The sequence below is a fragment of the Salinimicrobium sp. 3283s genome (assembly GCF_039602225.1).
GTDB lineage: Bacteria > Bacteroidota > Bacteroidia > Flavobacteriales > Flavobacteriaceae > Salinimicrobium > Salinimicrobium profundisediminis.
The window spans coordinates 1861182-1886960 of sequence record NZ_CP143631.1; the positions used below are offsets into that span (position 1 = coordinate 1861182).

The following is a 25779-nucleotide window of genomic DNA, read 5'->3' on the forward strand; positions in this document are numbered from 1 at the left end:
TTGGCAAGGCCTTTCATTTTTTATCAAGTTTTAATAACCAATTGCAGGAGCAAAAGAAGTTCCTGTGAGTAAACGTATATATTTTATGTTCAAGCAACTCAAAAGTGATTTGCCGGCCAGTGTTGTAGTATTTTTTGTCGCCTTACCACTTTGTTTAGGAATCGCCTTAGCCAGTGGCGCACCTTTATTTTCAGGATTAATTGCCGGAATTGTTGGAGGTATTGTGGTTGGAGCCATAAGTGGTTCTAACGTAGGGGTGAGTGGCCCCGCTGCCGGACTGGCGGCAATAGTTCTTGCTGCAATTGCCAGTTTGGGAAGTTATGAAGACTTTCTTTTAGCCGTGGTTTTGGCAGGAGTTATCCAAATCTTATTTGGTGTGCTCAAAGCCGGGATCATCGGGTACTATTTTCCATCGTCTGTAATTAAAGGAATGTTGACGGGAATTGGGATAATTATTATTCTAAAACAGATCCCGCACTTCTTTGGATATGATGGAAACATTGGGGATATTTATTCTCTTGAAGGAATAGGTAATGCTTTTAATAGTATAAGTGTGGGGGCTACTGTAATTGCCCTGATAGGAATGGGGATCCTCATTCTATGGGACTCGGTGCTTACTAAGAAAAGCAAGATCTTTAGGTTGATACAGGGGCCGCTCGTGGCAGTGGTAGTAGGAATTATTTTCTTTATTGTAACCCGTGATTCCTCCATGTTTGCTATTGATGAGAAGTTCCTGGTAAACGTGCCCGTACCTGATAGTTTTGACTCTTTTATAGGGCAATTCACTTTTCCTTCCTTTAAAATGATTGGAAGTTCAGAGATTTGGATCACGGCTTTTACTATGGCGCTTGTTGCCAGCCTTGAAACCCTTCTTTGTGTAGAAGCTACAGATAAGCTTGATCCTCATAGAAGAACTACGCCTACAAACAGGGAATTATTTGCACAGGGAACCGGAAACCTTGTCTCGGGATTTATTGGAGGTTTACCTATCACACAGGTAATTGTAAGAAGTTCGGCTAACATCCAGTCTGGAGGGCAAACCAAACTCTCTGCCATCATCCACGGATTTTTGTTGCTTATCTCTGTAATTATTATTCCTACAATCCTTAATTTCATTCCGTTGTCGGTACTTGCGGCCGTGTTGTTTCTTGTGGGTTATAAACTTGCAAAACCGCAGCTTTTTGTGCAGATGTACAACGCCGGATGGAAGCAATTTGTACCCTTTATAGTTACGGTAGTAGGTATTATCTTTGGAGATTTGCTGGTAGGGATTACCATGGGATTACTGGTTGGTATTTGTGTGATCCTTATCAAGAGTTACCAAAACTCTTACTTCCTGCATAAAGAGGATGTGCAAAACGGGCAAAAGACGGTGAAAATGAGGTTGGCCGAAGAAGTTACCTTTATCAATAAAGGGGCAATTATAAAAGAGCTTAATCGGCTTGAAGAAAATTCATATCTCATCATGGATGTGAGCAAAACTCATTATCTTGATAGTGATATTATAGAGATATTTGATGATTTCAGAATCAAGGCAGAAGAGAAAAAAATTAACATTAAAATTATTTCTCAAAGAGGCACGGTAGAAAACCCGTCCAGCTATCAGCAGTTCTTTATGAGACCTAAGACAGCTTAAGACAAACTAAATTCAAACAGAATATGCCTGCTATAGCAGGTGAATCTAAAAAACTAAATAATAAATAAAATGGCACAATTATTTGATCAAATATTAAAGAATAACAAGGAGTGGGTAGAACATGAGTTAAATAAAGACCCTGAATTTTTTAAAAGACTTGAAAAGGGACAACAGCCACCGCTTCTTTGGATAGGTTGTGCAGATAGCCGTGTACCAGCCAACCAGATTATTGGGGCGGCACCCGGGGAAGTCTTTGTTCACAGAAACATAGCCAATATGGTTATACACAGCGATATGAATATGTTAAGTGTGCTCGATTATGCTGTAAATCATTTAAAAGTAAGACACGTGATGGTTGTGGGCCACTACGGCTGCGGGGGTGTGCAGGCTGCAATGAAGAACCAGTCTATCGGGCTTATAGACAACTGGATTCGTCATATAAAAGATGTGTACCGTGTGCATAAGAATACACTGGATAGTATTGCTGATGAAAAAGAGCGATTTGACAGGTTTGTTGAGTTGAACGTGGTAGAGCAGGTTTATGACCTGGCTAAGACCACTATTGTTCAAAATGCATGGAACAACAATCAGGATCTATTCCTGCACGGCGCTGTGTACGGGGTTGGCTCAGGAATTATCAAAGATCTGGGTGTAAACATCAGCAACAATTCTGAACTGGACGAGGTTTACCAGTTAAACTTCTAATATACCTTCCAAAAAGGGGATTTTTCGGAGATTATTTTGGAGTTGTTTCAGCTTCAGAAGAAGTCTCAAAAAGATCCCCTTCTTTTATTTCTTTAATAATAGTAGGAAGAATTGCCGGTGCAAGTACACTCACCGGGGCGTATAATACAGATTCTTCTTTCGTAGCTTCTTCGGCATCAAAGACTTCAAAGCCATCTACGAACATTATAAAAATACTTGCCAAAAATGCCATTTTTAACACTCCCAGAGCTGCACCTGCCAGTCTGTTGATAATACCCAGTGCCACCATATGTACCATTTTGGTGAGAAAGCTCCCCGCCAGAGAAATGATGAGCGCCACCACGAAAAAGGTAAGGGCAAAAGACAGGATACTCAGGTATTTTTCATCCCAGTTGATAAAGGAACCGAGAAAAACATAGGTGCTGCCCGAAAAGTGAATGGCAGCATATATTCCCAAAATGAGAGATAACAGGGCTGCAAGTTCTGCAAAGAAACCTTTAAACAGCCCTCTTACAAGCCCTAAAAGTAGAAAAATGCTAAGCAGCAGATCCAGGATATTCATATTCCCAAAGATAGCAATTTCCGGTTCTTAGTAATTATCTTTGCGCCATGTCTAGAGATGAACAATTAAAACAACGTTGGGCCGAGGTCGAAACTAAACTTTCAAAGCAGTTTGCCGACGGGGAGAAGCTCGAGCTCGATGCTATCATATATATAATTGGCCTGCAGGAACTGGGGCAAATTCACAGGAAATTCAAAAAAGATCACAAGCTCGATTTGATGCACATCGCCATTTGCCGACTCCTGGAGCCTTATGGTTACTATGAATTTGAATATTTTGATGATGAAGGTTGGCCTCATTATAAGGTGGTTGAAAACCTGCCGACCTTAAAACCCGGAGAACAGGCGGTACTCATGAAAGAAGCTATAGTGCAGTACTTTTTGGGAAAGGAATATATAAAATGACATTTTTGGCAGGTTAGCTACCCAAATATTGCACCGGCACCCACAGTTGGAGTGCCGTATTATTTTCCTAAATTTGCAGCTTCCTAAAGACAAGGGACCATGACAGAAACTATTAAGGAGCATATCTCTGAAATTGAAGCCTTCACGGCGAATACTAAAGATGAAGTTGAAAATTTTCGTATAAAATACCTTGGCAAAAAGGGCATTTTGAACGGGTATTTTGCTGAATTTAAGGCGGTGCCCAATGAAGAGAAAAAAGCATTTGGGCAGGCGGTGAATGAGCTGAAGGATGCTGCTACCAATAAAGTTCAGAAATTAAAGGAAGAACTGGAGAGCCGCGAGGAGGAGAAAGGGGTTTACGGAGACCTTTCACGCCCCGGGGAGCCGGTTGAGATAGGTGCTCGCCATCCAATTTCTATCGTAAAGAACCAGATCATCGAGATCTTTTCCAATATTGGGTTCAATGTTTCTGAAGGGCCCGAGATGGAAGATGACTGGCATAACTTTACTGCATTAAACCTTCCGGAATACCACCCGGCAAGGGATATGCAGGATACTTTCTTTATCCAAACCAACCCCGATGTGCTGTTGCGCACGCATACTTCTTCGGTACAGGTGCGGTATATGGAGGATAACAAGCCGCCAATTAGAACGATCTCTCCCGGAAGGGTTTTCAGAAATGAGGCAATTTCAGCAAGATCACATTGTATCTTTCACCAGGTAGAAGGCCTGTATGTTGATAAAAATGTGTCGTTTGCAGATTTGAAGCAAACTTTGTTGTATTTTACAAAGCAGTTGTTCGGGAAATCTAAGATAAGGTTACGCCCTTCTTACTTCCCTTTTACAGAGCCAAGTGCAGAGGTTGATATCTACTGGGGCCTTGAAACAGAAACCGATTACCGCATCACAAAAGGTACGGGTTGGCTGGAGATCATGGGCTGCGGTATGGTAGATCCAAACGTACTTCGCAATTGTAACATAGATCCTTCAGAATATTCAGGTTTTGCTTTTGGAATGGGAATAGAAAGAATTGCCATGCTACTTTACCAAATAGGGGATATTAGGATGTTCTATGAGAACGACATGAGATTTCTGGAACAGTTTAAATCGTCTATATGAAAACAGCAGGCCTGGTATTTATTGGAATCATTGCAGTTGCGATCATCATCCTATTAGTAGCTATTGAGATCATTGAATTCACCATAGGAGCAATTTTAGTGGTGGTTGCCGCATTAATTTTATGGGGTGTTTACAAATGGGCTAAAAGCAAATTAGATCGTTAGTGAAAAAGGATATTGATATCCCGCAGGTGAAGAATGTTTTCATTGCAGCCGTACGTGAAAAACACGAAGAATATGGCAGCCTTGACTGGAACATCTATCTCATAAATGATCGTCCCGAAGCCATTGAAGGAGTCCTGATCGTTTCTAAAGGTTACGACGGAAAGAAGGAAACTTCAACCATGAGGCACAGTATAACAAACCTGCCACCGCAATCTTTTGCTAAAGTGGAATTTTTGCAGGACGACGTGTTGCAACTGAACAACGAATTCTCAGTTTCTTTTTTTGCTGAAGGAAAGATGTTTCACAAGAAATTTGTATTCCAGAAGAACAGCATCAATGAAAAAGCCCTGCAAGACCTTCCGGTCATGCCGAAGAAAGGCGTGCTGCTGAAGTAAAACCTCTTCCCCGCCTCTCTAAAGGAGAGGAGTAGATTGCGATAAAAATTTAGAAGACCTGCAAGGTCTTTTTTTTGACCTTGTAGGTCTTATCAGAATGAAAAACCTACAAGGTTTTTAAAACCTCGCAGGTCTCCGTATTAGTCCAGTTTCTCGGCCAGTTTATTGAATACTTTCTTTGGTTCCTTTCCCTGGTATAAAATACCATAAACGGCGTTTATAATAGGAGTTTTAGCTCCCGTTTCCTGCACTATTTTGTAAGCACTGTCTGTAGCGTAATAACCTTCGGCTACCATGCTCATTTCCATTTGTGCACTCTTTACCGTGTAGCCCTTTCCAATCATATTCCCGAACATCCGGTTACGGCTAAAGGTAGAATATCCCGTCACTAAAAGGTCGCCCAGGTAAGCCGAATCGTTGATATTCCGTTTCATCTTATGCACCTTTTTGATGAACTTCTTCATCTCCCTTATGGCGTTGCTCATCAAGACGCTTTGAAAATTATCTCCATACCCAAGGCCATGAGCAATACCTGCAGCAATAGCGTAAATATTTTTGAGCATTGCAGCATATTCGGTACCCACAATATCATCACTTGTTTTGCAGGTGATGTAATCGCTACTAAGGTGTTTGGCAACCAGTTTTGCCTTCTCTTCATCAGAACAGGCGATGGTGAGGTAAGAAAGACGCTCCAGTGCCACTTCTTCTGCGTGGCATGGCCCTGTAATTACCCCAATGTTTTCGTAAGGTATGTTGTAAGTCTTGTGGAAGTGCTCGCCAACAATAAGGCTGGTTTCGGGTACAATTCCTTTAATGGCCGAAAAGATGATCTTCTCCTGGAGAGATTCGGTGAGATGGTCGAGTTCCCGCTTTAGAAAAGCTGAAGGAATTGCAAAGATCAATACATCTGCCCGTCTAACGGCTTCGTTTATGTCGCTGGTGAGATAGAGTTGAGAATTGTCAAATTCTACCGAGCTTAAGTAATTGGGGTTGTGGTCCTGTTTTTTAATGTGTTCAATAGCATAAACGCTGCGCATGTACCAGGTAACCTCGTCGAGGTTCTCACAAAGCATTTTTACATTAGCTGTAGCCCAGCTCCCTCCGCCTATAACGGCAAATTTCGGCGATTTCTCCATAGAACGGTAATTGTGTCACCAAAAATAAGCAAAATAAAGGGGTTGATAAGAATAGCCGTAGCAAAGAATAGTTTAAAAAGCTATTTATAAACTTTAAAACTTTAACATTTTGCAGGTATTAATGATGTACGAATAGCACTTCAATTGCGTTATGATATAAGAAAGATTATAATTAAAAGAAGAGTTTTCTTTTTTGGTTGGTTAGTTAGTGAGGATTGCCTCCGGAAGCTTAAGCTTCGGAGGCAATTTTTTTTAGCGGTAGAAGTTCATTTGATCAATATACTTCCAAACTGTGGGAGGTAATAAAGGCCGCACATCTTTTCCCTCTTTAATTGCATTTCTTATAAAAGTGGATGAAATTTCTACTCTTGGGGCATCGGTAAGGGTAATTCTGGGGTGCTCCAGCAATTCGGGATGATTTTCTCCTTCAGAATATCTTGGGTACACCAGGATATCATGCCTTTCGAGAATAACCTCATAATTTTTCCACTTCGGGAAGCTCTTCAGGTTATCTTCTCCCATGATCAATACAAATTCATAATCTGGATGCTTTTCTTCCAGGTGTGCCAGGGTATACACCGTGTAATTGGGCTGTGGCAGATTGAATTCAATATCACTCGGTTTTATTCCGGGATATTCTTCGCACAGCTGCCAAACCATTTCAAATCGGTGATGGTTATTTAAGAGGCTGCTTTTCTTCTTGAACGGGTTGTGTGGTGTTACCACCATCCATACTTCATCGAGATTTGAATACTGTAGCAAGTGATTGGCCAAAATAAGATGCCCTACATGTACAGGGTTAAAAGTGCCAAAAAATAAACCTATTCTTTTTTTCACTTTTTTGAGACTTTAGTAGCGCCCACAAAATCGGTCACCAAAGTGTAAGCCTCTTCGAGGGCAGTATTGAGGTCGTTGTTGATGATAATGTGATCAAACTGTGGGGCAGTAGCCAGCTCAATAGAGGCTTTTGCCACCCTCATGCTAATCTTGTCGGCCGATTCTGTCTTGCGTTTCTTCAGGCGTATCTTTAACTCCTCAATACTGGGGGGTTTTACGAATACGGCCAGGGTTTTTTCAGGATAGATGTTCTTAATGTCGAGCCCGCCCACCACATCGATGTCAAAAATGACATTTTTGCCATGTGACCAAATGCGCTCTACTTCACTCTTAAGCGTTCCGTAGAAATTATCGCGGTAAACTTCTTCCCATTCCAAAAATTCGTTGTTCTTGATCTTATTTTTGAACTCCTTAAGGTCCAAAAAGTAGTAATCTTTGCCGTGCACTTCTGTACCTCTTGGTGCGCGCGAGGTTGCAGAGATGGAGAATTCAAGATTTAGTTCTTCCTGGGCAAGCAGGTATTTTACTATAGTTGTTTTTCCCGATCCTGATGGTGCCGAAAAAACGATTAATTTGCCATCAGCCATTAGAGTACGTTTAGAAGTTGTTCTTTGATCTTTTCCAGTTCGTCTTTCATTTGCACCACCAGTTGCTGCATGGGTGCATAGTTTGATTTGCTGCCAATGGTATTGATCTCACGACCCATCTCCTGAGAGATGAAACCGAGTTTTTTCCCGTTGGAATCTAATGATCCAAGTGTCTTCTGAAAATAGTCCATGTGGTTTTCCAGTCTCACCTTTTCTTCGGTAATATCGAATTTCTCGATGTAGAAGACCAACTCCTGTTCAAAGCGGTTCTGGTCAACGTTTTCTTTTAGTTCGGCTACTCCTTTTTGCAGGCGTTCTCTCACACCGGCAATTCTTTCGGGATCCATGGCGATTACTTTTTGCAACAGCTCCTGAATGTTTCCGGCTCTTTGCTCCAGTTCATCTTCGAGTACCTTCCCTTCAGCCGAGCGAAAATCATTGATCTCTCTAAGTGCTTCATCAACGGCTTCTTCTATAGCTTTGAATTCATCTTCATCAATTTCTTCTCTTTCCGTCTTAAAGGCATCGGGCATGCGCACTGCCATTTGAAGAAGGTCAACATCAGGTGCCGAATAGATCTCCCGCAACTGGTTCATGTATTTTTTTACTGCAGCCGCATTGACTGCCGAGCTGGTTTCTTCTCCTGTAACTTCAACATAAACCGAAAAATCAACTTTTCCGCGGGTGAGTTCCCGTGAAATTTTATTGCGTAGCTGTAACTCCTTTTCCCTGTACTGGGATGGGATGCGCGCATTTAAATCTAAATTTTTGCTGTTGAGGGATTTGATCTCTACGGTGATCTTTTTGGAAGGCAGCTGTAAAACGCTTTTTCCAAAACCGGTCATGGACTGAATCATACGGTAATTTTATTGATGCACAAAGATAAACAAATTCAAGGCGGTACAAAGAAAAGTGGCTAGAGGTGGGAATGTATGAACTGGTATGCGCGCTCTTCGGTATAGGTCTCCGGTTTGTTTTGCATGAAACCTACATGTCCGCCATACTCAGGCGTTTCCAGGTAAAGATATTTGCTTTCTTCAGCAATTTTAAAAGGATAGCAGGCAGGAGATAAAAAGCCATCATTCTTAGCATTTATAAGCAGGGTGGGCACCCCAATATTTTCAAGAAAACGACGGGAGCTGTTTTTGTGGTAGTAATCTAGCGCATTTTCAAAATCATGGGCCCTGCTGGTATACAGGTCATCAATGTCTAACAGGCTGTCACAGGCATTGATTTCTTCAGTGGTTAACTGGTTGGGGAAATGCTGTGCGCGCTGGCGTAAATGATTTTGAAGTTTGATCTGGAAACGTTTTGCGTAGAGAAAATTCTCCCTCTTCTCGAGTTGTTTCAAACTGCCATGTAAGTCGCAGGGCACCGAGACCATCACTGCTGCTTTGAGTTGCTTCGGAATTTCCCTGTCTTCGCCAAGGTACTTCAGCATTAAATTCCCACCAAGGCTGAAGCCGTTAAAGGCCATTGTAGCATACTTGTTTTTCTTCAGAATATGCTCCACCACTTCCTGAAGGTCATTGGTGGCCCCGGCATGGTAAGACCTGAAATGGCGGTTGATCTCGCCGCTGCAACCTCTAAGGTTCACGGCAGCAACATCCCAGCCTTTTTGAGTGAAATATTTGGCAAGCCCGGTAACGTAAGGGCGTTTTGCACTGCCCTCCAACCCGTGAATTACAATAAGTACTTTTTCTGATCTTTCTTCGGAAAAGCTCCAGTCAAGATCCAGAAAATCCCCATCCTGAAGGTTTATCCGCTCGCGCTGCTGCGCTACAGGTGCCCGTCTAATCATGGCAGAATACACGGTTGAGACGTGATAATTCCTGAAGATCATTGGGGGTTTATATGTACTTTCTACTATGGGCATCGAGCGGTGTAAGGTTTTAGAACTGTAAATGAAAGAAAAATTCGTTATGCATGCATAGTATAAATTTGTAATTTTATCTCAAAATTTGAAAAATGTACAAGAAGAGTTTTGAAATAAGATGGAGTGATATCGATGCAAACAGGCATTTGGCTAACACTGCCTATATAAATTTTATGAGCCACACCCGAATGAGTTTTCTAATGGAAAACGGCTTCGGACAAAAAGAAATGGCGCAGCACAACCTGGGGCCGGTGGTGTTTTATGAACATATCTCATACTTCAAAGAAGTTTTTGCAGGTAAGCCGGTAACCGTTACTTTACAATTAAAAGGCCTTTCTGAAGACGGAATGTATTTTGAATTCATCCATGATTTTTATGATCACAAGGGTAGGAACTTTGCGAGCTGTGAAATGATGGGCGGCTGGATAGATCTAAAAGAGCGCAAATTAACAGGTCTCCCAAAAGAACTGTTTGACAATATTAACCACCTATCCCACACCGAAGATTTCAAGATCCTAACCCGTGAAGACACCAGGAGGTATGGCAAGAAGCCAAAAGATATAGATCCGGCTATGCTGCAGGCTTAGGTTTAGGCTTTCGGGTTACCATATAAACCCCTGCAAAGACTAGAAGTGCCGCCACTATTTTGAGCATATTCAGAGAATCGGCGCCGGTTGAAACTGCGTAAATAATCGCAATAAGGGGCTGTAAGTACACAAAAGCGCTTATGGTGGAGGCGCTTAGCTGTCTAAGTGCATATACGTTGAGCAGGTAGGTGAGAAAAGTGGTTCCTACAACAACAAAGCTCATCCCAAAAATAGCTTCGGTAGGTAGGCTGCTCCATTCCACCTGTGTGAATTCCTTCAGGGTGAACGGCAAATTGATAATAATCGCCATTGTAAAAAGCCATTTCATTAGGGTGACCGGGTGATACTTGCTGGTAAGCGGCTTTACCAGGATGAGGTAAAGTCCGTAAGAAGTGGCATTAATAAGCACCAGGAAGTTTCCCAGCGGAATGTTACTGGCGTTCCTTACTTCGCTACTGCTAAAAAGTATGAGGCCAAGCGCCCCGGCAAGCCCTGTTATTATTCCTACCGTTTTTAGCAGGGTAATCTTTTCTTTGATAAGAATGGCAGCCAGCACCAGCACGATAATTGGTGTGATGGTGGTGATCACCGAGCTGTTGATTGGGGTAGTGAGGTTAAGGCCTTTGAAGAAGAACAGCATGTTAATACACATTCCCAGCACGGCACAACCAAGCAGTCGCGGCCAGTCACTGGTGGCGATTTTCTCTTTGGGTCCCAACGGGCTAATGAGCCAGAAAAGAATAGCAGCTCCCGTTACCCGCAGCAGGATAAAACCAAATGGCTGGATGTAAACAGGCATCAAACCTTTTGCTACCGTGTGGTTAATACCATAGATAGTGCCGGCACCAATGGCTGCGAGAATAGCCAGCAGCCTGCTATTCACTTAGCGCAGCTTTTGCGGCAGAGACTTCCTTTTTGGAATTGCCAATAAAGATCTTTTGATTGTTTATAATCACAGGTCGCTTTAGAAAAGTATAATGCTCCAAAAGGAGATTTTTATAATCTTCTTCCGAGAGTTGTTTATTCTTTAAATCCCGCTCCTGGTACATTTTTGCCCGTTTATTAAGAAGATATTCATAAGTGCCCGCTCTGTGTTTTAATTCCTGAAGCTGGTCTAAAGTAAGAGGTACTTTTTTAACGTCCTGCAGTTCATAATCAGCAGGTGGGTCAAGTTCTTTTAGAATCCTTTTGCAGGTATCGCAGGTAGACAGGTAATAGATTTTCTTCATGGGGTAAAATTATTCAATCTTCATGAAAGGCCGAACTTCTTGCAGCGGAATTTCCATTACGATATCCCCGGCTGCATAAGGAGCAATCTCATAAGAGTTGTATATAAGGATCACTTTTTCTTCGGAAAAGCCAATATTTTCGGGTAGGCTGAAGGTTTCATTTTCAAACCAGAACCCTGTGCTGTTGATGTTTTCATCTTCAGGAATTCCCTGTTCCTGCCGAAATATTTGCTCTACAAATGGAGAAAAATCCTCTTCAAAAATGTCATTTTTGGATAACTTTTTTCCGGTGGCAGGATCAATATTAAGAAAGGTAAGTGTTTTATAGCCGTGGGCGCCACCGCTAAATATCTCGGTGGTTATACCAATAGAGATCAGGCTGTCTGATTGCATATAAACCTTTTGATCTACGTATGCTTCCCATGGTGGTTCTTCCGAAAAATTTTCGGCAGCATCCCGATAATCTTTCAGGAATTTTTCAGCCAGTTCCTCGAGATTTGAGATATCAGGATTTTCCTGGGTAGCAACCAGCCCAATGGTGTGTTCATCAAGCCTGCGGTTTATTTTTTCTGAAACTTCCGAAGCCCCCTTGGCCCTCACCACGTCCAGCGCAATGATAGAACAATCATAATCGGCCGTATCACAGTGTTCTCCGGCCTTTCTAACCAGGCTCTCCTTTTGAAAGCTTAAAGGGGCTAAATTTCTTACTGGTTTTTCTTCTTCTTTGTCTTGTTTACACCCTGTAAAGACCAGTGCCAGGCATACCAGGGCCAATAAATTGCGGAACATAAATTCTTGATGTTAAACTGATCTGAAAGGTACGGGCTATTTTGGGAAAGCCCAAGGTCAATGCTACCTTTGTATCTTAAATAAAATGTAAAAATGAAGTTCAATACCAAAACCATTCATGGAGGCCAGGAGAACACAGACCCTGCTTATGGATCTGTAATGCCGCCCATTTACCAGACAAGCACTTACAGGCAGGATACTCCGGGAGGCCACAAAGGTTTTGAGTATTCCAGGAGCGGCAATCCTACCCGCGCTGCCCTCGAGAGATCTCTTGCCAGTCTTGAAAATGGCAATTTTGGCCTTGCTTTTGGCTCGGGTCTAGCCGCAATAGATGCCGTGCTAAAGCTGTTTGGTCCCGGTGATGAGATTATTTCTACCAATGATCTCTATGGAGGTTCTTACCGGCTTTTTACCCGAATTTTTGAAAAATTGGGCATTAAATTCCGGTTTGTGAGCATGCAAAATGCTGGTGACATTGAGCAATATATCAATGAGAATACCAGGATGATTTGGGTGGAAACTCCAACCAACCCAATGATGAATATCATTGACATAGAAGCCATGGCCGGCATTGCCAAAAAGTACGGGCTGTTGCTGGCGGTAGACAATACTTTCGCAACCCCATATTTGCAGCAGCCGCTGGATTTGGGTGCCGATATTGTAATGCACAGTGCTACAAAATATTTGGGCGGGCATAGCGATGTGATCATGGGGAGCCTGGTAGTGAAAGATCAGGAACTTGCCCAAAAATTATATTTTATCCAGAATGCCAGCGGGGCGGTGTGTGGGCCGCAGGACAGTTTCCTGGTGCTGCGCGGCATCAAAACCCTGCACCTGCGTATGCAGCGGCATTGTGAGAACGGGGAAGCTGTAGCAAGGTTTCTGAAGGCACATCCAAAGGTTGAAAATGTGTACTGGCCGGGATTTCAAGATCATCCTAATCACGAAATTGCAAAAAGGCAAATGAGCGGTTTCGGCGGAATGGTTTCTTTTACCACTGCTGAAGGAACTATGGAAAGCGCTGTGAAATTTGTAGAAAAACTGAAGGTTTTTACGCTGGCCGAATCCCTTGGCGGCGTGGAGTCTCTTGCGGGTCACCCTGCCACCATGACCCATGCCTCTATTCCGAAGAAAGAGCGGGAAAAGACCGGGGTAGTAGATTCCATGATTCGACTGAGTGTAGGGATTGAAGATGAAGAAGATCTCATCAACGACCTTCAACAGGCTTTAGAATAAGCTTTCAAAAATGTCATTTTTGAAAGCTATTTCGAAATTTTAATTTTCATTATTAGTCACAGTTTTTGTTAAACATTTTCGTTTATTTCGATTGTTTCGTTTATTTCGATTAAATTTATGTTTAATCAATCTCCTGAAGCAATGGAAGAATTAAAAAATATCAAGAGACCATCAAAGGAAGAACAAACTACGGCATTTGAATCTTATAATGCGCTGGAAGCTGTATTGAAAGAAATCAGAGATAAATCTCCTGAAATTGAGATAGAAGAAACCAAAGATAAAATAAGAATTCCTCTTAAGGCTTTAAAACTATTAGCCAAAATTTTAAAAGCCATGGGTGAGGGAAAACCCATTTCTGTAGTGCCTGTCGCTGCTGAAATGACGACTCAGGCAGCAGCAGAATTTTTAAATTGTTCCAGACCTCATTTTGTAAAACTTTTAGAGAAAGGGGAAATTCCATTCACAAAAATTGGCAAACATCGAAGAGTAAAATTTGAAGATGTATCTAATTATAAAGATCGAATGAAGAAAGAGCAGGAAGATTTAATTATTCAAATGATGAAATCAGACGAAGAATCTGGTCTATATGATTCATAGTGTTAGGTTTATTTGTGTTTTAGACACCAATGTGATTTATCCTCTACTAATTAGGGACCTAATGTTTTGGTTTGCTTATTATGAATTGTTTACTCCAAAATGGAGTCAACATATTTTTGATGAATGGATTAATGTAATGGGAAGAAAAGGCATTTCAGAAGAAGAAATAACCAAACGAATTAATATAGCTAATAGAGCATTTCCTGACGCAATGGTTGATAATTATGAGCAACTAATAACAAGCTTAGAATTACCCGATGAGAAAGACAGACACGTTTTAGCTGCAGCTATAAAGACTAATGCTAATATAATTGTAACTGAAAACCTGAAGGATTTTCCTGAAGATTACCTGGCATCTTTTGGTTTAAGTGCTAAATCTAGTGATGAGTTTTTAACTGATATAATTGACCTAAATCCAGAAAAAGCAGTTGAAGCATTTAAAAAGCTTGTTCTGAATAGAACAAATCCTGATTTAGATGAATTTGAAATTCTTGATCGATTAAGAAATTTGGGCTTAAATAGTACAGCAAACTATTTACACTCCTGTCTATAATAATTGCTTCTAACTCTCAATAAATCTCCCGCCTACCGTCTACTGTCTACCGCCTAATTAAAAATTCAGGTAATAAATATACCCGAAGTTTAACCAGAACATCATGTCGTTAAACTTGTTTTGGGGGTTGTCGTGATCAAGTCCATCCAGCCAGTCGGTGTCGTAATACCGCCACTGCATATTCATCACCAAATCGCTGGAGACTGCCAGCTTGTAACGGAATCCTGCGCCCAGGGTCACGCCCCAGGTAGAGCCTTCTTCCTGGCTTACGTAACCTTTAAAGGTGGGAAAAATATTTTCATCAAGTGGCCCCAGGGTTGAATAAGTATTAGGATCATAACCCACAAAGTTGAAACCAAGGCTTACATAAGGGGCAATGGGATAGGCAAAAGCTGTATAATCTCTTATGCTTAGTGGGTAGTATTCAAGATGGGCGCCCATTTCATAAACCTTTACTTCTCCAATCATTGAACGCAGCTGTTCACCACCGGTACTTGCTTTTTGAGAAAGAGGCCCATAGTGATTAAGCTCCCCCTGGTGATAATCAATTTCGGCCCTAACTCTAAAATGATCGTTAAAATAACTGTAGCGGGCATAACAATTACAATCGGCCCTATATGCGAAGTTGAGATAGTAAACCAGGCCTACTCCAAAACCTACGTTAGATGAATTTGTTTCAAAATTCCAGCGCAAACCGTAATCGGTGAAATAGGCTACCGGTCCCGCCACTATACCTATTTCCTGGCCTACCATTCCCACCTGTGCGGTAGCAGTTCCTTTTCCGAAGAAAAAAAGGAACAAACCCAGCATTAAAGATTTGAGAATGTTGGCCATATAGAAAATTGCGATACGAGCAAATATATAAAAACATCTTAAGGAAAATTGGAATTATGGGGCTTTCAGAAAATGATTAATTATAAAAGGAATAACAAAAATTTCAAGGCTAAATTTTGCAGATAATGTATATTTGCATCGAATCGTATAAAACGTTTTCGTTAATATAATTTTAGCCAAAACCATGGAACAAAATGTAAAAGAATTTCTAGATAGCGTTTCAAAAAGGAATAGTAATGAACCCGAGTTTTTACAGGCGGTTCATGAAGTTGCTGAAACTGTTATCCCATTCATTGAAAAAAATAAAAAGTATCAAAATAAAAAATTACTGGAACGTATGGTCGAACCAGAGCGCGTGATCATATTTCGTGTGCCCTGGATAGATGATAACGGCGAAGTACAGGTGAATCGTGGTTTCAGGATCCAGATGAACTCTGCCATTGGACCTTACAAAGGTGGTCTTCGTTTTCACCCTTCCGTAAACCTTTCTATTTTGAAGTTCCTCGCCTTTGAGCAGGTGTTTAAAAACAGCCTTACTACCCTGCCTATGGGCGGTGGTAAAGGAGGATCAGACTTTGATCCCAAAGGAAAGTCAGATAATGAGGTGATGAAGTTCTGCCAGAGCTTTATGACCGAATTGCAACGTCATATTGGTGCAAATACAGATGTGCCTGCAGGAGACATTGGAGTAGGGGGGCGTGAAGTAGGATATTTGTACGGGCAGTACAAAAGACTTCGCAATGAATTTACGGGAGTGCTTACCGGAAAAGGCCTTTCTTACGGCGGATCTTTAATTCGTCCCGAAGCTACAGGTTACGGGAACGTTTACTTTGCCGAAAATATGCTGAAGACCAAAGAAGACTCTATTAAAGGTAAGACTATAGTGGTTTCAGGTTCCGGAAACGTGGCGCAGTATGCTGCTGAAAAAGCTACCCAGCTGGGTGGGAAAGTAGTAACCATGTCCGATTCTTCAGGGTATATTTATGACAAAACCGGAATTGACGCCGGAAAACTTGCTTTCATCATGGACCTTAAGAACGTGAAAAGGGGCAGGATCAAAGAATATCTCAACGAGTATCCTGATGCCGAATACTTTGAAGGAGAAACTCCGTGGAATGTGAAGTGTGATATTGCGCTACCATGTGCAACGCAAAACGAGCTGCAGGAAGATGACGCACGCGCTCTTGTGAACAATGGCTGTATCCTTGTAGGTGAGGGTGCCAACATGCCTTGTACCCCCGAAGCTATTGCAGTGTTCCAGGACTCTAAGATCCTTTTCTCGCCAGGTAAAGCTTCAAATGCCGGTGGGGTTGCAACATCTGGACTTGAGATGTCTCAAAACTCCCTGAGGTTCAACTGGACTTCAGAAGAAGTAGATTCAAAACTTAAACAAATCATGAACGATATTCATGCCCAGTGTGTGAAATATGGTACAGGTGAAGACGGTTACGTTGACTATGTAAAAGGAGCTAACATCGCCGGATTCGTAAAAGTAGCCGACGCCATGCTAGCGCAGGGAGTTGTATAAACTTTTGCTGAAATAAATTCTGAAAAGGCCGCTTTTGCGGCTTTTTCTTTTTTTAGCTTACATTTATTGCTTCTGAAGAATAACTGCTTAAAATGCCATTTTTGACAGGTAAGCAGAAGTAATATTACCTCTTAAAAATGCCATTTTTGAAACCCGTTTTCTCCTGAAAGACCAGTAATACATGTTGATCACAACCAAAGGAATTGTTTTTAGCGCCTTAAAGTATGGGGAAGCCGATCTTATTGTGAAATGTTTCACCCTGCAAAGCGGTTTAAAGACTTACCTGCTACGCGGAGTGCTAAAGTCTAAAAAAGGCAAATTCAAAGCCTCACTTTTTCAGCCGCTCACCCAGCTTGAAATTGTGGCCAATCACAAAGACAAGGGTACGATGGAGTACATGAAGGAAGCTAAACTGGGTAAAGTTTATCAAAGCCTGCATACTAATGTGGTGAAAGCCAGTGTGGTGATGTTCCTTTCTGAAGTGCTCAAAAATGCCATTAAGGAGGAGGAAGCTAACCCGGCCCTTTACAATTTTTTCGAGTCGAGTCTTGAATGGTTTGACACCCATAGCAGTACGGTAAATTTTCATTTGCTTTTTCTGCTGAAGCTTAGCCGTTACCTTGGGTTCTACCCCGATGATTATCAACAGGATGCGCCGGTTTTTAATCTTGTAGATGGTACTTTTCAGGATGTGGAGACCAATCCAGATTGCATAAATGATGAAAACGTGGTACTTCTACAGCGCCTGTTAGGCACAGACTTTGATGCGCTTTCTGCCATTAAACTTAACCAAACCACCCGTTCGGGATTTCTTTTAATGCTTTTGAAATATTACGAAATTCACCTTCAGGGTTTTCACAAGCCAAAGTCTCTTGCGGTAATGAATGAAATCTATAATTCATGATGAGACTTTACTCTGGTTTAGCCCTGTTTTTCCTGCTTTTTTCTGTTTGTTCAGCTCAGGAAATTACGGTGCTTGATAAAGAAACAGGAGAGCCTGTTTTCAATGTTGCAGTTTTTAACAAGGATAAGTCGAAAAACCTTCTTACCGGTTTTAACGGGGAGGCCAATATTTCAGGTTTTTCTTCTAACGAAGTCATCTTCTTCAGGCATGTTTCGCATTCAGATTTTCATGCTACCAAGCGGCAAATCCTTCAGAAGAAAGGAAAAGTATATTTGTCATCTACTAAAAATGAACTTTCAGAAGTAGTGCTTTCGGTCTCAAAATTTGAGCAGAACCGAAACATGGTCCCCCAAAAGGTGATCACCATTAACCGGAAAGATATACTTACCGCGGCACCTCAAACTTCAGCCGATCTACTGGAGAGTACCGGGCAGGTATATGTTCAAAAGAGTCAGCTGGGAGGTGGGAGCCCCATGATTAGGGGGTTTGCAACCAATAGGTTGTTGATCACTGTAGATGGGGTTCGTATGAATACTGCCATTTTTAGGGGTGGTAATGTGCAGAACGTGATCTCTATAGATCCACTTTCGGTTGAAAGGACCGAAGTTGTTCCCGGCCCCGGATCTTTAGTTTTTGGAAGCGACGCTATTGGTGGCGTGATCAATTTTCTCACCCTTTCTCCTGCTTTTTCGGTGGCGAAAGGAGGAAATCTTTCCGGCCGCGTTTACAGCCGGTATGCCACTGCCAATAATGAGAAAACCGGGCATCTCAATTTGTCTTACGGTCTCAAGGAATGGGCATTCTTAAGCAGTGCTTCTTATTCAGATTTTGGGGATATGCGCATGGGAAGCCACGGGCCCGAAGAATATTTGCGCCCCAACTATGTAGTGAGACGAAACGGGGAGGATGTGATGGTAGAAAATGACAATCCGCAGGTGCAAAAACCTACGGGATATGAACAGCTCAATCTACTTCAGAAAATAAGGTTCAAACCCAATGAAGAATACAATTTTTCCCTCGGAATGATCTATTCCACTACTACCGATTATCCGCGTTACGACCGGCTTTACCGTAAAAAGAATGGAGTTTTAAGAGCTGCCGAATGGTATTATGGCCCACAGGAATGGCTGCAAACTAATTTTCAGCTTAATAAAGTCGGGAACGGAAAAATTTATAATCAAGCTAAACTGACTGCAGCATACCAATATTTTGAAGAGAGCCGTAATGACCGTGCTTTTGGAGATGACATCTTTTATCATACGCAGGAAGAAGTCGATGCTTATTCTCTTAACCTTGATTTTGAAAAGAACTTCCGCCTTACCACACTTTCTTACGGAGCAGAATATGTGTACAACAAAGTAGGGTCTAAAGGGAGTGAAAAGAACATCATCACCGGAGAGTGGGCTGCCGGCACTTCGAGATATCCCGATGATGCCACCTGGCAATCTTTGGCTGCCTATGGTAATTTGCAGTGGGAAATTGATCCTTCCCTTACTCTGCAAACCGGGGCCAGATATAATTACATTCTTTTAGACGCTGTTTTTGATGAGGATACCTATGACTTTCCGTTTTCAGATGCCAATTTGCGAACCGGCGCTTTAACGGGAAGTGCCGGATTAAACTGGCAGCAAAATGACATTTTTGGATGGCAATTCAACCTTTCTACCGGCTTTAGATCGCCCAATATAGATGATGTTGGGAAGATCTTCGATTCGGCACCCGGCCTTGTGGTAGTGCCCAATCCCGATCTTGAGCCCGAAAAAGCCTATAATGCCGAGCTGGGGCTTGCATTGAACTTTGATAAGGTGGTAAAGCTCGATCTTGCCGGTTACTACACCTTACTAGAAGATGCTTTGGTGCGGCGGGATTTTGACCTCAATGGGGAAACTACAATTGAATATCACGGCGAACCCAGCAGGGTGCAGGCTATTCAAAATGCGGCTCGTGCGCATGTGTACGGATTCGAGGCCGGGGCAAAAATCAGGTTTAGCGAACAACTGAAATTAAAGGCGCAATTGAGTATTACTGAAGGAGAGGAAGAGCAGGACGATGGTACAACAGCTCCTTTGCGACATGCAGCACCTCTTTTTGGAAATGCACACCTGGTTTGGGAGAAAGACAGGCTTAGGTTTGACCTTTTTAGTGAGTACAATGGAGAGATTAGCGCCTCTGAGCTGGCACCTTCAGAAAGGGACAAAGACTACCTTTATGCCATAGATGAAAATGGAGATCCTTATTCTCCTGAATGGTATACACTTAACTTTAGTTCTCAATACCAGGCAGGGAAAATGTGGCTGGTCACTGCCAGTCTTGAAAATATTACCGATCAACGCTACCGCACGTACTCATCGGGAGTGGCGGCTGCCGGCAGGAACCTGATCCTCGCCCTGCAGTACTCCTTCTAGTATAAGCTTCAGATTTTAAATAATTTAGAACTGACAAAAATCAGCTCGTCTTCAGGTTTTCCTATTTTAAACCACTCGATTTACTAAAAATCATTATTTTCGCGCAACTATTTTGAAAGAACAAGATGATGAGCGCAAAGTTCCCTGAATATAAAGGACTTGACCTGCCAAAAGTGGCCGAAGAAATTCTGCAATTCTGGAAGGAAAATGACATTTTTGAGAAGAGTATAACTTCAAGAGATGGAGAAGAGCCGTTTATCTTTTTTGAAGGGCCACCTTCAGCAAACGGTCTACCCGGAATTCACCATGTCATGGCGCGTGCCATTAAAGATATTTTTTGCAGGTTCAAAACCCAAAAAGGTTACCAGGTAAAGCGAAAAGCCGGTTGGGATACCCACGGCCTGCCTATAGAACTTGGTGTTGAGAAGGAGCTGGGCATCACCAAAGAAGATATTGGGAAGAAGATAAGTGTAGAGGAATATAACGAGGCGTGTAAAAATGCCGTGATGCGTTATACCGATGTGTGGAACGACCTTACTGAAAAAATGGGGTACTGGGTAGATATGGATGATCCATATATTACCTACAAGTCCAAATACATGGAGACCGTTTGGTGGCTGCTTTCCCAGATCTATAAAAAAGGCCTTATTTACAAGGGCTATACCATACAACCCTATTCCCCAAAAGCGGGAACAGGCCTTAGTTCACACGAGCTCAACCAACCCGGTACTTATCAGGATGTGACCGATACCACGGTTACTGCTATGTTTAAGGCGAAGAAGGAAACGCTTCCCGATTTTCTTTCAGAAATTGAAGGGGAAGTATTTTTTATTGCCTGGACCACCACTCCTTGGACGCTCCCATCTAACACTGCCCTCACAGTTGGCCCCAGGATAGAATATGTGACGGTTAAAACTTATAACCAGTACACTTTTGAACCTATTACAGTTATAGTTGCAAAAGACCTGGCCGAAAAGCAGTTCGATAAGAAGTTCCAAAAAGTGGATTCTGAAGAGGCTTTGCAGGCTTACAAAGAAGGGGATAAGAAAATCCCATTTTTGACAGGTAAGTCTTTCACCGGTAAGGAAATTTCAGAAAGCAGGTATGAGCAGTTGATGCCTTATGCGCAGCCGTATGAACATCCCGAAAATGCTTTCCGGATTATTCTTGGGGATTTTGTTACCACCGAAGACGGTACCGGAATTGTTCACACTGCCCCAACTTTTGGTGCCGATGATGCTATGGTTGCAAAGCAGGCAAACCCTGAGGTGCCGCCAATGCTCGTAAAAGACGAGAATGACAATCTTGTTCCGCTGGTAGATCTACAGGGAAAATTCAGGCCCGAGTTAAAGGAGTTTGGAGGAAAATACGTCAAGAACGAATATTACAATGATGGTGAGGCCCCCGAAAAGTCGGTGGATGTAGAGATCGCCATCAAATTAAAAGAAGAGAACAGGGCTTTTAAAGTTGAGAAATATCTTCACAGTTATCCTAACTGCTGGAGAACCGATAAGCCTATTTTATATTATCCGCTTGATTCCTGGTTCATCAAGATCACAGAGGTCAAAGACCGGATGCATGAACTGAACAAAGAAATAAACTGGAAGCCAAAATCTACCGGCGAAGGCCGTTTTGGAAACTGGCTTGCCAACGCTAATGATTGGAACCTTTCAAGATCCAGATATTGGGGGATCCCGCTACCTATCTGGAGGACTGAAGACGGGAAAGAAGAAAAGATCATAGGATCTATTGAAGAGCTGAAGCAGGAAATGAGCAGGGCCGTAGAGGCCGGGTTTATGGAAGCCGATCTTTTTGAAAGCTTCCAGCCTGGAGATTTTAGCGATGACAACTATGACAAAGTCGACCTGCATAAAAATGTGGTTGATGGGATTGTACTGGTATCAGGTTCAGGAAAACCAATGAAGCGCGAAGCCGATCTTATCGACGTGTGGTTCGATTCAGGTTCTATGCCTTATTCGCAGTGGCATTATCCTTTTGAAAATGCCGAAAAAGTTGAAAAAACCTGGCGTAAAGCCGATTTTATAGCTGAAGGTGTTGACCAGACCAGGGGCTGGTTCTATACGCTGCACGCTATAGCGACCATGACCTTTGATGATGTGGCTTATAAAAATGTGGTTTCTAACGGACTTGTACTCGATAAGAACGGGCAAAAAATGTCCAAGCGTCTTGGTAATGCCGTAGATCCTTTTGAAACCCTTGCTGCCTTTGGGCCCGATGCCACCCGTTGGTACATGATCTCTAATGCCAACCCATGGGACAACTTAAAATTTGATATTGAAGGAATTTCAGAAGTAAGGCGTAAATTCTTCGGAACCCTCTACAATACGTACTCTTTCTTTAGTTTGTACGCAAATATTGATAATTTCACTTATTCCGAAGCCGATGTGCCATTGGAGGAAAGACCAGAAATAGACCGCTGGATACTTTCAGAATTGCACACGCTCGTTGAGAATGTTGATAAATTCTATGCCGATTATGAGCCTACACGGGCTACAAGGGCAATTTCAGAATTTGTACAGGAGAATTTGAGTAACTGGTATGTGAGATTGTGCCGAAGAAGATTCTGGAAAGGTGAATATGGTACCGATAAAATCTCAGCTTACCAAACGCTTTACACCTGCCTTGAGACCGTAGCCAAGCTGGGAGCTCCCGTGGCGCCTTTCTTTATGGACAGGTTGTACAAAGATCTTGAAAAAGCCACTCAGAAGGAGAGTTTTGAGTCGGTACATTTAGCGAATTTCCCCGAGGTAGATCACAGTTATGTGAATAAGGAGCTGGAGCGTCAAATGCAAAAAGCGCAAACCATCTCTTCGCTTGTACTTTCGCTTCGGAAAAAAGAGATGATCAAAGTGCGCCAGCCTTTGCAGCGAGTAATGATCCCTATTCTGGATGAGCAGCAAAGAAAGGAAATTGCGGCAGTGGCTGAGCTCATCAAATCTGAAGTGAATGTGAAGGAGCTTGAGCTTATTGATGATGCTTCGGGCATTTTGGTAAAGCAAATCAAGCCTAATTTTAAAGTTCTGGGCCCCCGTTTTGGAAAAGACATGAAGCAGGTGGCGGCTAAGATCAATAGTTTTTCCGCAGAAGACATCAAAAAAATTGAGCGCGACGGAAAAATTGAAGTTGATATTAACGGGAATTCGCTTACATTAGAAAGCGGAGATGTAGAAATAACCTCCCAGGATATTGAGGGCTGGTTAGTAGCCAACTCTGGAAATATTACTGTTGCTTTAGATATCACCATTTCTGATGAACTCAAGAAAGAGGGGATTGCTAGAGAGCTGGTGAACCGCATTCAAAACATGCGTAAGGATTCTGGCTTTGAAGTGACAGATAAAATAGATGTGACCCTACAAAAGGACGGCACTGTCGAGGATGCTGTTCAACAAAATATTCAATATATTAAAACCGAAACCCTCACTGCAAATCTCGACTTAGCAGAAGAAGTGAACAACGGACTGGAAGTTTCTTTTGATGAAGTGACCACAAGGTTGTTAATTAAAAAACATTAAGAACTATGTCAACAGAAGTAAAAGAACGCTACAGCGATGCAGAGCTGGCGGAATTCAGGACATTGATCCTTGCCAAAATTGAGAAGGCAAAGGAGCAGCTGGAACTTTACAAGAGCGCCTACATGAACGACGGGAACAATGGTACAGATGACACCTCTCCCACGTTCAAGGCTTTTGAAGAAGGCAGTGAAACAATGAGTAAAGAGGCTAACTCGCAGCTGGCTATTCGCCAGGAAAAATTTATTCGTGACCTGAAGAATGCCCTTGTGCGCATTGAGAGCAAAACCTACGGAATTTGCAGAGTTACCGGGAAGTTAATTGCTAAAGAGCGATTAAAACTGGTTCCTCATGCTACCCTTAGTATTGAGGCAAAAAACATGCAGCGATAAACTGTGATGTTATCTCATGATAAAAAACGCTCCTGCCGTTAGGTTTGGAGCGTTTTTTGTTTTTTTCCCGCTATGAAATCATATCTCGTTATTTTCCTCTTCATATTATCTCTTTCGGCAAGTGCGCAGAAGGTGACGCAGGATGTTTTAGCTTCAGCTCACCTTGACAAAATCGTTTTGTCCAGTGACGAGATTTACAGGATCAATATTAAAGCAAGCACTAGAGAAGAGATCCAGATTAAGACTAAAACAGAAGGAGAATACTTCAACCAGATTAGTCTCGACACCAAACTTGAAGGCAATACTCTTCTTTTGAGCTCCCGCTACATGAAAATTTTGCAGAGTGGTTATGACAAATTGAGTGCCCATAAAGTTTTTTCTATGGAAGTTGACCTTGAAATACCTGAAGGTATGCTGCTGCAGATAAATTCTAACACAGCCAGTGTCTATCTTTCGGGCAGGTATAAGTCGGTATTTATTGAGCTGAAGAATGGCTCCTGTTACCTTAGCGACTTCAGCGGGGAAGCAGTGATCAATACTTATGACGGTAACATCCTGGGAACGGTGAGCAAGGTGAATGTGGAGGCGAAAACAAGGCATGGCACTGTGAATGTACCACAAGTTCCCGATGGAGTTCACAATATGGTATTAACCAGTATTAACGGGGATATAAAGCTTACTGAAACTAAATAATATTAGTATTTTTACTCCGCTTAAAAAACTTTCAATGTCCTTAAAACAAGCTTCTGCCCTTATAGTTGTGATCCTCTTAATTGATCAGGTTTCAAAATTCTATATTAAAACCCACTTTATGTTGGGAGATGAAATAAGGGTTTTTGACTGGTTCAGGATTCTTTTTGTGGAGAATAAAGGTATGGCGTGGGGCGCCCAGATTCCCGGCGAGTACGGGAAATTACTGCTTACCACCTTCCGGTTAATTGCGGTGCCCTTTATTGGCTACTGGTTATGGGATTCGGTGAGAAAAAATGGATCAAGGACGCTTATCACTGCCATAGCTTTGATCTTTGCAGGGGCCGTGGGTAATATTATAGATTCAGTTTTTTATGGAGTGATCTTCGAGCACAGCTACAATCAGGTAGCCGATTTTATGCCCGAAGCGGGAGGTTATGCTCCTATGTTGTACGGCCATGTTGTAGATATGCTGTATTTCCCTTTATGGTCTGGTTACCTGCCCGAGTGGCTTCCAATATGGGGAGGTGAGTATTTTACCTTTTTTGAGCCTGTATTCAACATCGCCGACTCTGCCATTACTGTAGGTTTTTTCCTATTGATCATCTTTAACAAGAAAGTTTTTCCGCAGGATAAAAAAGAGCAGGAACAGTCGAAAGAAACCGTTAATTAAGCGACGTCCTGATCAAAGATCTTCTCAAATTGTTTTAGCTCTATGGGCTTGATCAGGTAATCTGTAACCAGGTTAAAGGATTTAGCCCTTTGCAGGTCCCTGGGATCTATTGAAGAACTTACTACATACAGCGTTATCTTCTTATTGAAGTTATTCTTGATCTTTACAAATTCACTAAGAAATTCCCAGCCGTCCATCACCGGCATATTGAGATCTAGAAAAATGATATCGGGCAGCCTGTTTTCACTTATGTTCCCGAGAATAGCTTTAAAGTAATCAAGCGCTTCTTTGCCATTTTTGAAGATGATAAGGTTTTGGGAAAGCTTTTTGATCTCGATGATCTTCTTTACCAGGTTAACATAGATCCTGTCATCGTCAATGATACAGGCAAGTTCTATTGGATGATCCATA

General features: G+C 42.2%; 28 protein-coding genes. 17 read left to right on the forward strand and 11 right to left on the reverse strand.

From position 1 onward, the window contains the following. Positions 1–85: 85 nt before the first annotated feature. Both VS868_RS08200 and can read left to right on the forward strand, forming a co-directional pair. On the forward strand, positions 86–1636 hold the full coding sequence (locus VS868_RS08200; protein ID WP_266068165.1) for a SulP family inorganic anion transporter: 1551 nt from the start codon (positions 86–88) through the stop codon (positions 1634–1636). A gap of 69 nt (positions 1637–1705) precedes the next feature. Continuing rightward, positions 1706–2341: a carbonate dehydratase gene (gene can / locus VS868_RS08205; RefSeq protein ID WP_345596591.1), complete on the forward strand. Its 636-nt coding sequence runs from the start codon at positions 1706–1708 to the stop codon at positions 2339–2341. Between the two features lie 31 nt (positions 2342–2372). Here the strand turns inward: can and VS868_RS08210 are convergent, their stop codons facing one another. Then, on the reverse strand, positions 2373–2903 hold the full coding sequence (locus VS868_RS08210) for a CvpA family protein (protein ID WP_266068108.1): 531 nt from the start codon (positions 2901–2903) through the stop codon (positions 2373–2375). A 47-nt stretch (positions 2904–2950) separates the two neighbouring features. Between VS868_RS08210 and VS868_RS08215 the strand changes: the two genes are divergently transcribed. From VS868_RS08215 to VS868_RS08230, 4 genes are all read left to right on the forward strand, one after another. Next, positions 2951–3307 carry a hypothetical protein gene (locus VS868_RS08215; protein ID WP_345596594.1) on the forward strand — a complete coding sequence of 119 codons (357 nt, stop codon included), beginning with the start codon at positions 2951–2953 and terminating at the stop codon, positions 3305–3307. Between the two features lie 99 nt (positions 3308–3406). Then, positions 3407–4426: a phenylalanine--tRNA ligase subunit alpha gene (pheS, locus tag VS868_RS08220; protein WP_266068105.1), complete on the forward strand. Its 1020-nt coding sequence runs from the start codon at positions 3407–3409 to the stop codon at positions 4424–4426. Then, the gene (locus VS868_RS08225; protein ID WP_266068104.1) at positions 4423–4590 is read left to right on the forward strand and encodes a hypothetical protein; all 168 of its coding nucleotides are present in this window, start codon (positions 4423–4425) and stop codon (positions 4588–4590) included. The genes pheS and VS868_RS08225 overlap by 4 nt, the downstream gene beginning before the upstream one ends. Then, positions 4590–4985, forward strand: coding sequence for a hypothetical protein (locus VS868_RS08230; protein ID WP_345596597.1), 396 nt, complete (start codon positions 4590–4592; stop codon positions 4983–4985). Before VS868_RS08225 ends, VS868_RS08230 begins: the two co-directional genes overlap by 1 nt. A gap of 140 nt (positions 4986–5125) precedes the next feature. On the opposite strand, the gene VS868_RS08235 is transcribed toward VS868_RS08230, so the two are convergent. From VS868_RS08235 to VS868_RS08255, 5 genes are all read right to left on the reverse strand, one after another. Further along, entirely contained in the window at positions 5126–6121 is a 996-nt protein-coding gene (locus VS868_RS08235; protein ID WP_345596599.1) for an NAD(P)H-dependent glycerol-3-phosphate dehydrogenase, read from the reverse strand. 252 nt (positions 6122–6373) lie between these two features. Next, positions 6374–6958, reverse strand: coding sequence for a nicotinate (nicotinamide) nucleotide adenylyltransferase (nadD, locus tag VS868_RS08240; RefSeq protein ID WP_345596601.1), 585 nt, complete (start codon positions 6956–6958; stop codon positions 6374–6376). Continuing rightward, positions 6955–7545: a guanylate kinase gene (gene gmk, locus VS868_RS08245; RefSeq protein WP_345596603.1), complete on the reverse strand. Its 591-nt coding sequence runs from the start codon at positions 7543–7545 to the stop codon at positions 6955–6957. The genes nadD and gmk overlap by 4 nt, the downstream gene beginning before the upstream one ends. Beyond that, complete coding sequence (locus VS868_RS08250; RefSeq protein ID WP_345596605.1) at positions 7545–8402, reverse strand: YicC/YloC family endoribonuclease; 858 nt, start codon at positions 8400–8402, stop codon at positions 7545–7547. The genes gmk and VS868_RS08250 overlap by 1 nt, the downstream gene beginning before the upstream one ends. Before the next feature lie 59 nt (positions 8403–8461). Next, complete coding sequence (locus VS868_RS08255) at positions 8462–9421, reverse strand: alpha/beta fold hydrolase (protein ID WP_345596607.1); 960 nt, start codon at positions 9419–9421, stop codon at positions 8462–8464. A 92-nt stretch (positions 9422–9513) separates the two neighbouring features. Between VS868_RS08255 and VS868_RS08260 the strand changes: the two genes are divergently transcribed. Then, positions 9514–10008 carry a thioesterase family protein gene (locus VS868_RS08260; RefSeq protein WP_266068097.1) on the forward strand — a complete coding sequence of 165 codons (495 nt, stop codon included), beginning with the start codon at positions 9514–9516 and terminating at the stop codon, positions 10006–10008. Here VS868_RS08260 and VS868_RS08265 read toward each other — a convergent pair. Genes VS868_RS08265 through VS868_RS08275 form a run of 3 tightly spaced genes read right to left on the reverse strand, consistent with a single transcriptional unit; the run spans position 9992 to position 12026 of the window. Further along, positions 9992–10891: a DMT family transporter gene (locus VS868_RS08265; RefSeq protein ID WP_345596610.1), complete on the reverse strand. Its 900-nt coding sequence runs from the start codon at positions 10889–10891 to the stop codon at positions 9992–9994. The two genes, VS868_RS08260 and VS868_RS08265, sit on opposite strands and share 17 nt — an antisense overlap. Continuing rightward, positions 10884–11237 (reverse strand): ArsC/Spx/MgsR family protein, encoded by a 354-nt coding sequence (locus VS868_RS08270; RefSeq protein WP_266068095.1) that lies wholly within the window; start codon positions 11235–11237, stop codon positions 10884–10886. The genes VS868_RS08265 and VS868_RS08270 overlap by 8 nt, the downstream gene beginning before the upstream one ends. Before the next feature lie 9 nt (positions 11238–11246). Then, the gene (locus tag VS868_RS08275) at positions 11247–12026 is read right to left on the reverse strand and encodes a DUF3298 domain-containing protein (RefSeq protein ID WP_345596613.1); all 780 of its coding nucleotides are present in this window, start codon (positions 12024–12026) and stop codon (positions 11247–11249) included. 93 nt (positions 12027–12119) lie between these two features. Here VS868_RS08275 and VS868_RS08280 point away from each other — a divergent pair, with 93 nt between their 5' ends. The 3 genes from VS868_RS08280 (at position 12120) to VS868_RS08290 (ending at position 14412) form a co-directional block, all read left to right on the forward strand. Continuing rightward, positions 12120–13262, forward strand: coding sequence for a cystathionine gamma-synthase (locus VS868_RS08280; RefSeq protein WP_345596616.1), 1143 nt, complete (start codon positions 12120–12122; stop codon positions 13260–13262). A gap of 117 nt (positions 13263–13379) precedes the next feature. Next, complete coding sequence (locus VS868_RS08285) at positions 13380–13859, forward strand: helix-turn-helix domain-containing protein (protein WP_345596618.1); 480 nt, start codon at positions 13380–13382, stop codon at positions 13857–13859. Then, entirely contained in the window at positions 13849–14412 is a 564-nt protein-coding gene (locus tag VS868_RS08290; RefSeq protein ID WP_266068091.1) for a PIN domain-containing protein, read from the forward strand. Before VS868_RS08285 ends, VS868_RS08290 begins: the two co-directional genes overlap by 11 nt. Before the next feature lie 57 nt (positions 14413–14469). Here VS868_RS08290 and VS868_RS08295 read toward each other — a convergent pair whose 3' ends face one another. Beyond that, entirely contained in the window at positions 14470–15246 is a 777-nt protein-coding gene (locus VS868_RS08295; RefSeq protein WP_345596621.1) for a glutamate dehydrogenase, read from the reverse strand. 184 nt (positions 15247–15430) lie between these two features. On the opposite strand from VS868_RS08295, the gene gdhA reads away from it, so the two are divergent. From gdhA to VS868_RS08330, 7 genes are all read left to right on the forward strand, one after another. Next, positions 15431–16774 (forward strand): NADP-specific glutamate dehydrogenase, encoded by a 1344-nt coding sequence (gdhA, locus tag VS868_RS08300; RefSeq protein ID WP_345596623.1) that lies wholly within the window; start codon positions 15431–15433, stop codon positions 16772–16774. Positions 16775–16955: 181 nt separating this feature from the next. Further along, complete coding sequence (gene recO / locus VS868_RS08305; protein ID WP_345596625.1) at positions 16956–17678, forward strand: DNA repair protein RecO; 723 nt, start codon at positions 16956–16958, stop codon at positions 17676–17678. Beyond that, positions 17675–20083 (forward strand): TonB-dependent receptor, encoded by a 2409-nt coding sequence (locus VS868_RS08310; protein WP_345596627.1) that lies wholly within the window; start codon positions 17675–17677, stop codon positions 20081–20083. The genes recO and VS868_RS08310 overlap by 4 nt, the downstream gene beginning before the upstream one ends. Before the next feature lie 128 nt (positions 20084–20211). Next, positions 20212–23616: an isoleucine--tRNA ligase gene (gene ileS, locus VS868_RS08315; protein WP_266068163.1), complete on the forward strand. Its 3405-nt coding sequence runs from the start codon at positions 20212–20214 to the stop codon at positions 23614–23616. Between the two features lie 5 nt (positions 23617–23621). Further along, a complete protein-coding gene (locus tag VS868_RS08320; RefSeq protein ID WP_097054928.1) occupies positions 23622–24005 on the forward strand; it encodes a TraR/DksA C4-type zinc finger protein in 384 nt (127 codons plus the stop codon). 72 nt (positions 24006–24077) lie between these two features. After that, on the forward strand, positions 24078–24698 hold the full coding sequence (locus VS868_RS08325) for a hypothetical protein (protein WP_266068087.1): 621 nt from the start codon (positions 24078–24080) through the stop codon (positions 24696–24698). A 34-nt stretch (positions 24699–24732) separates the two neighbouring features. Further along, complete coding sequence (locus VS868_RS08330) at positions 24733–25368, forward strand: lipoprotein signal peptidase (protein ID WP_266068086.1); 636 nt, start codon at positions 24733–24735, stop codon at positions 25366–25368. On the opposite strand, the gene VS868_RS08335 is transcribed toward VS868_RS08330, so the two are convergent. After that, positions 25365–25778, reverse strand: a complete 414-nt coding sequence (locus tag VS868_RS08335; protein ID WP_266068085.1) for a response regulator — start codon at positions 25776–25778, stop codon at positions 25365–25367. The two genes, VS868_RS08330 and VS868_RS08335, sit on opposite strands and share 4 nt — an antisense overlap. Position 25779 lies beyond the last annotated feature (1 nt).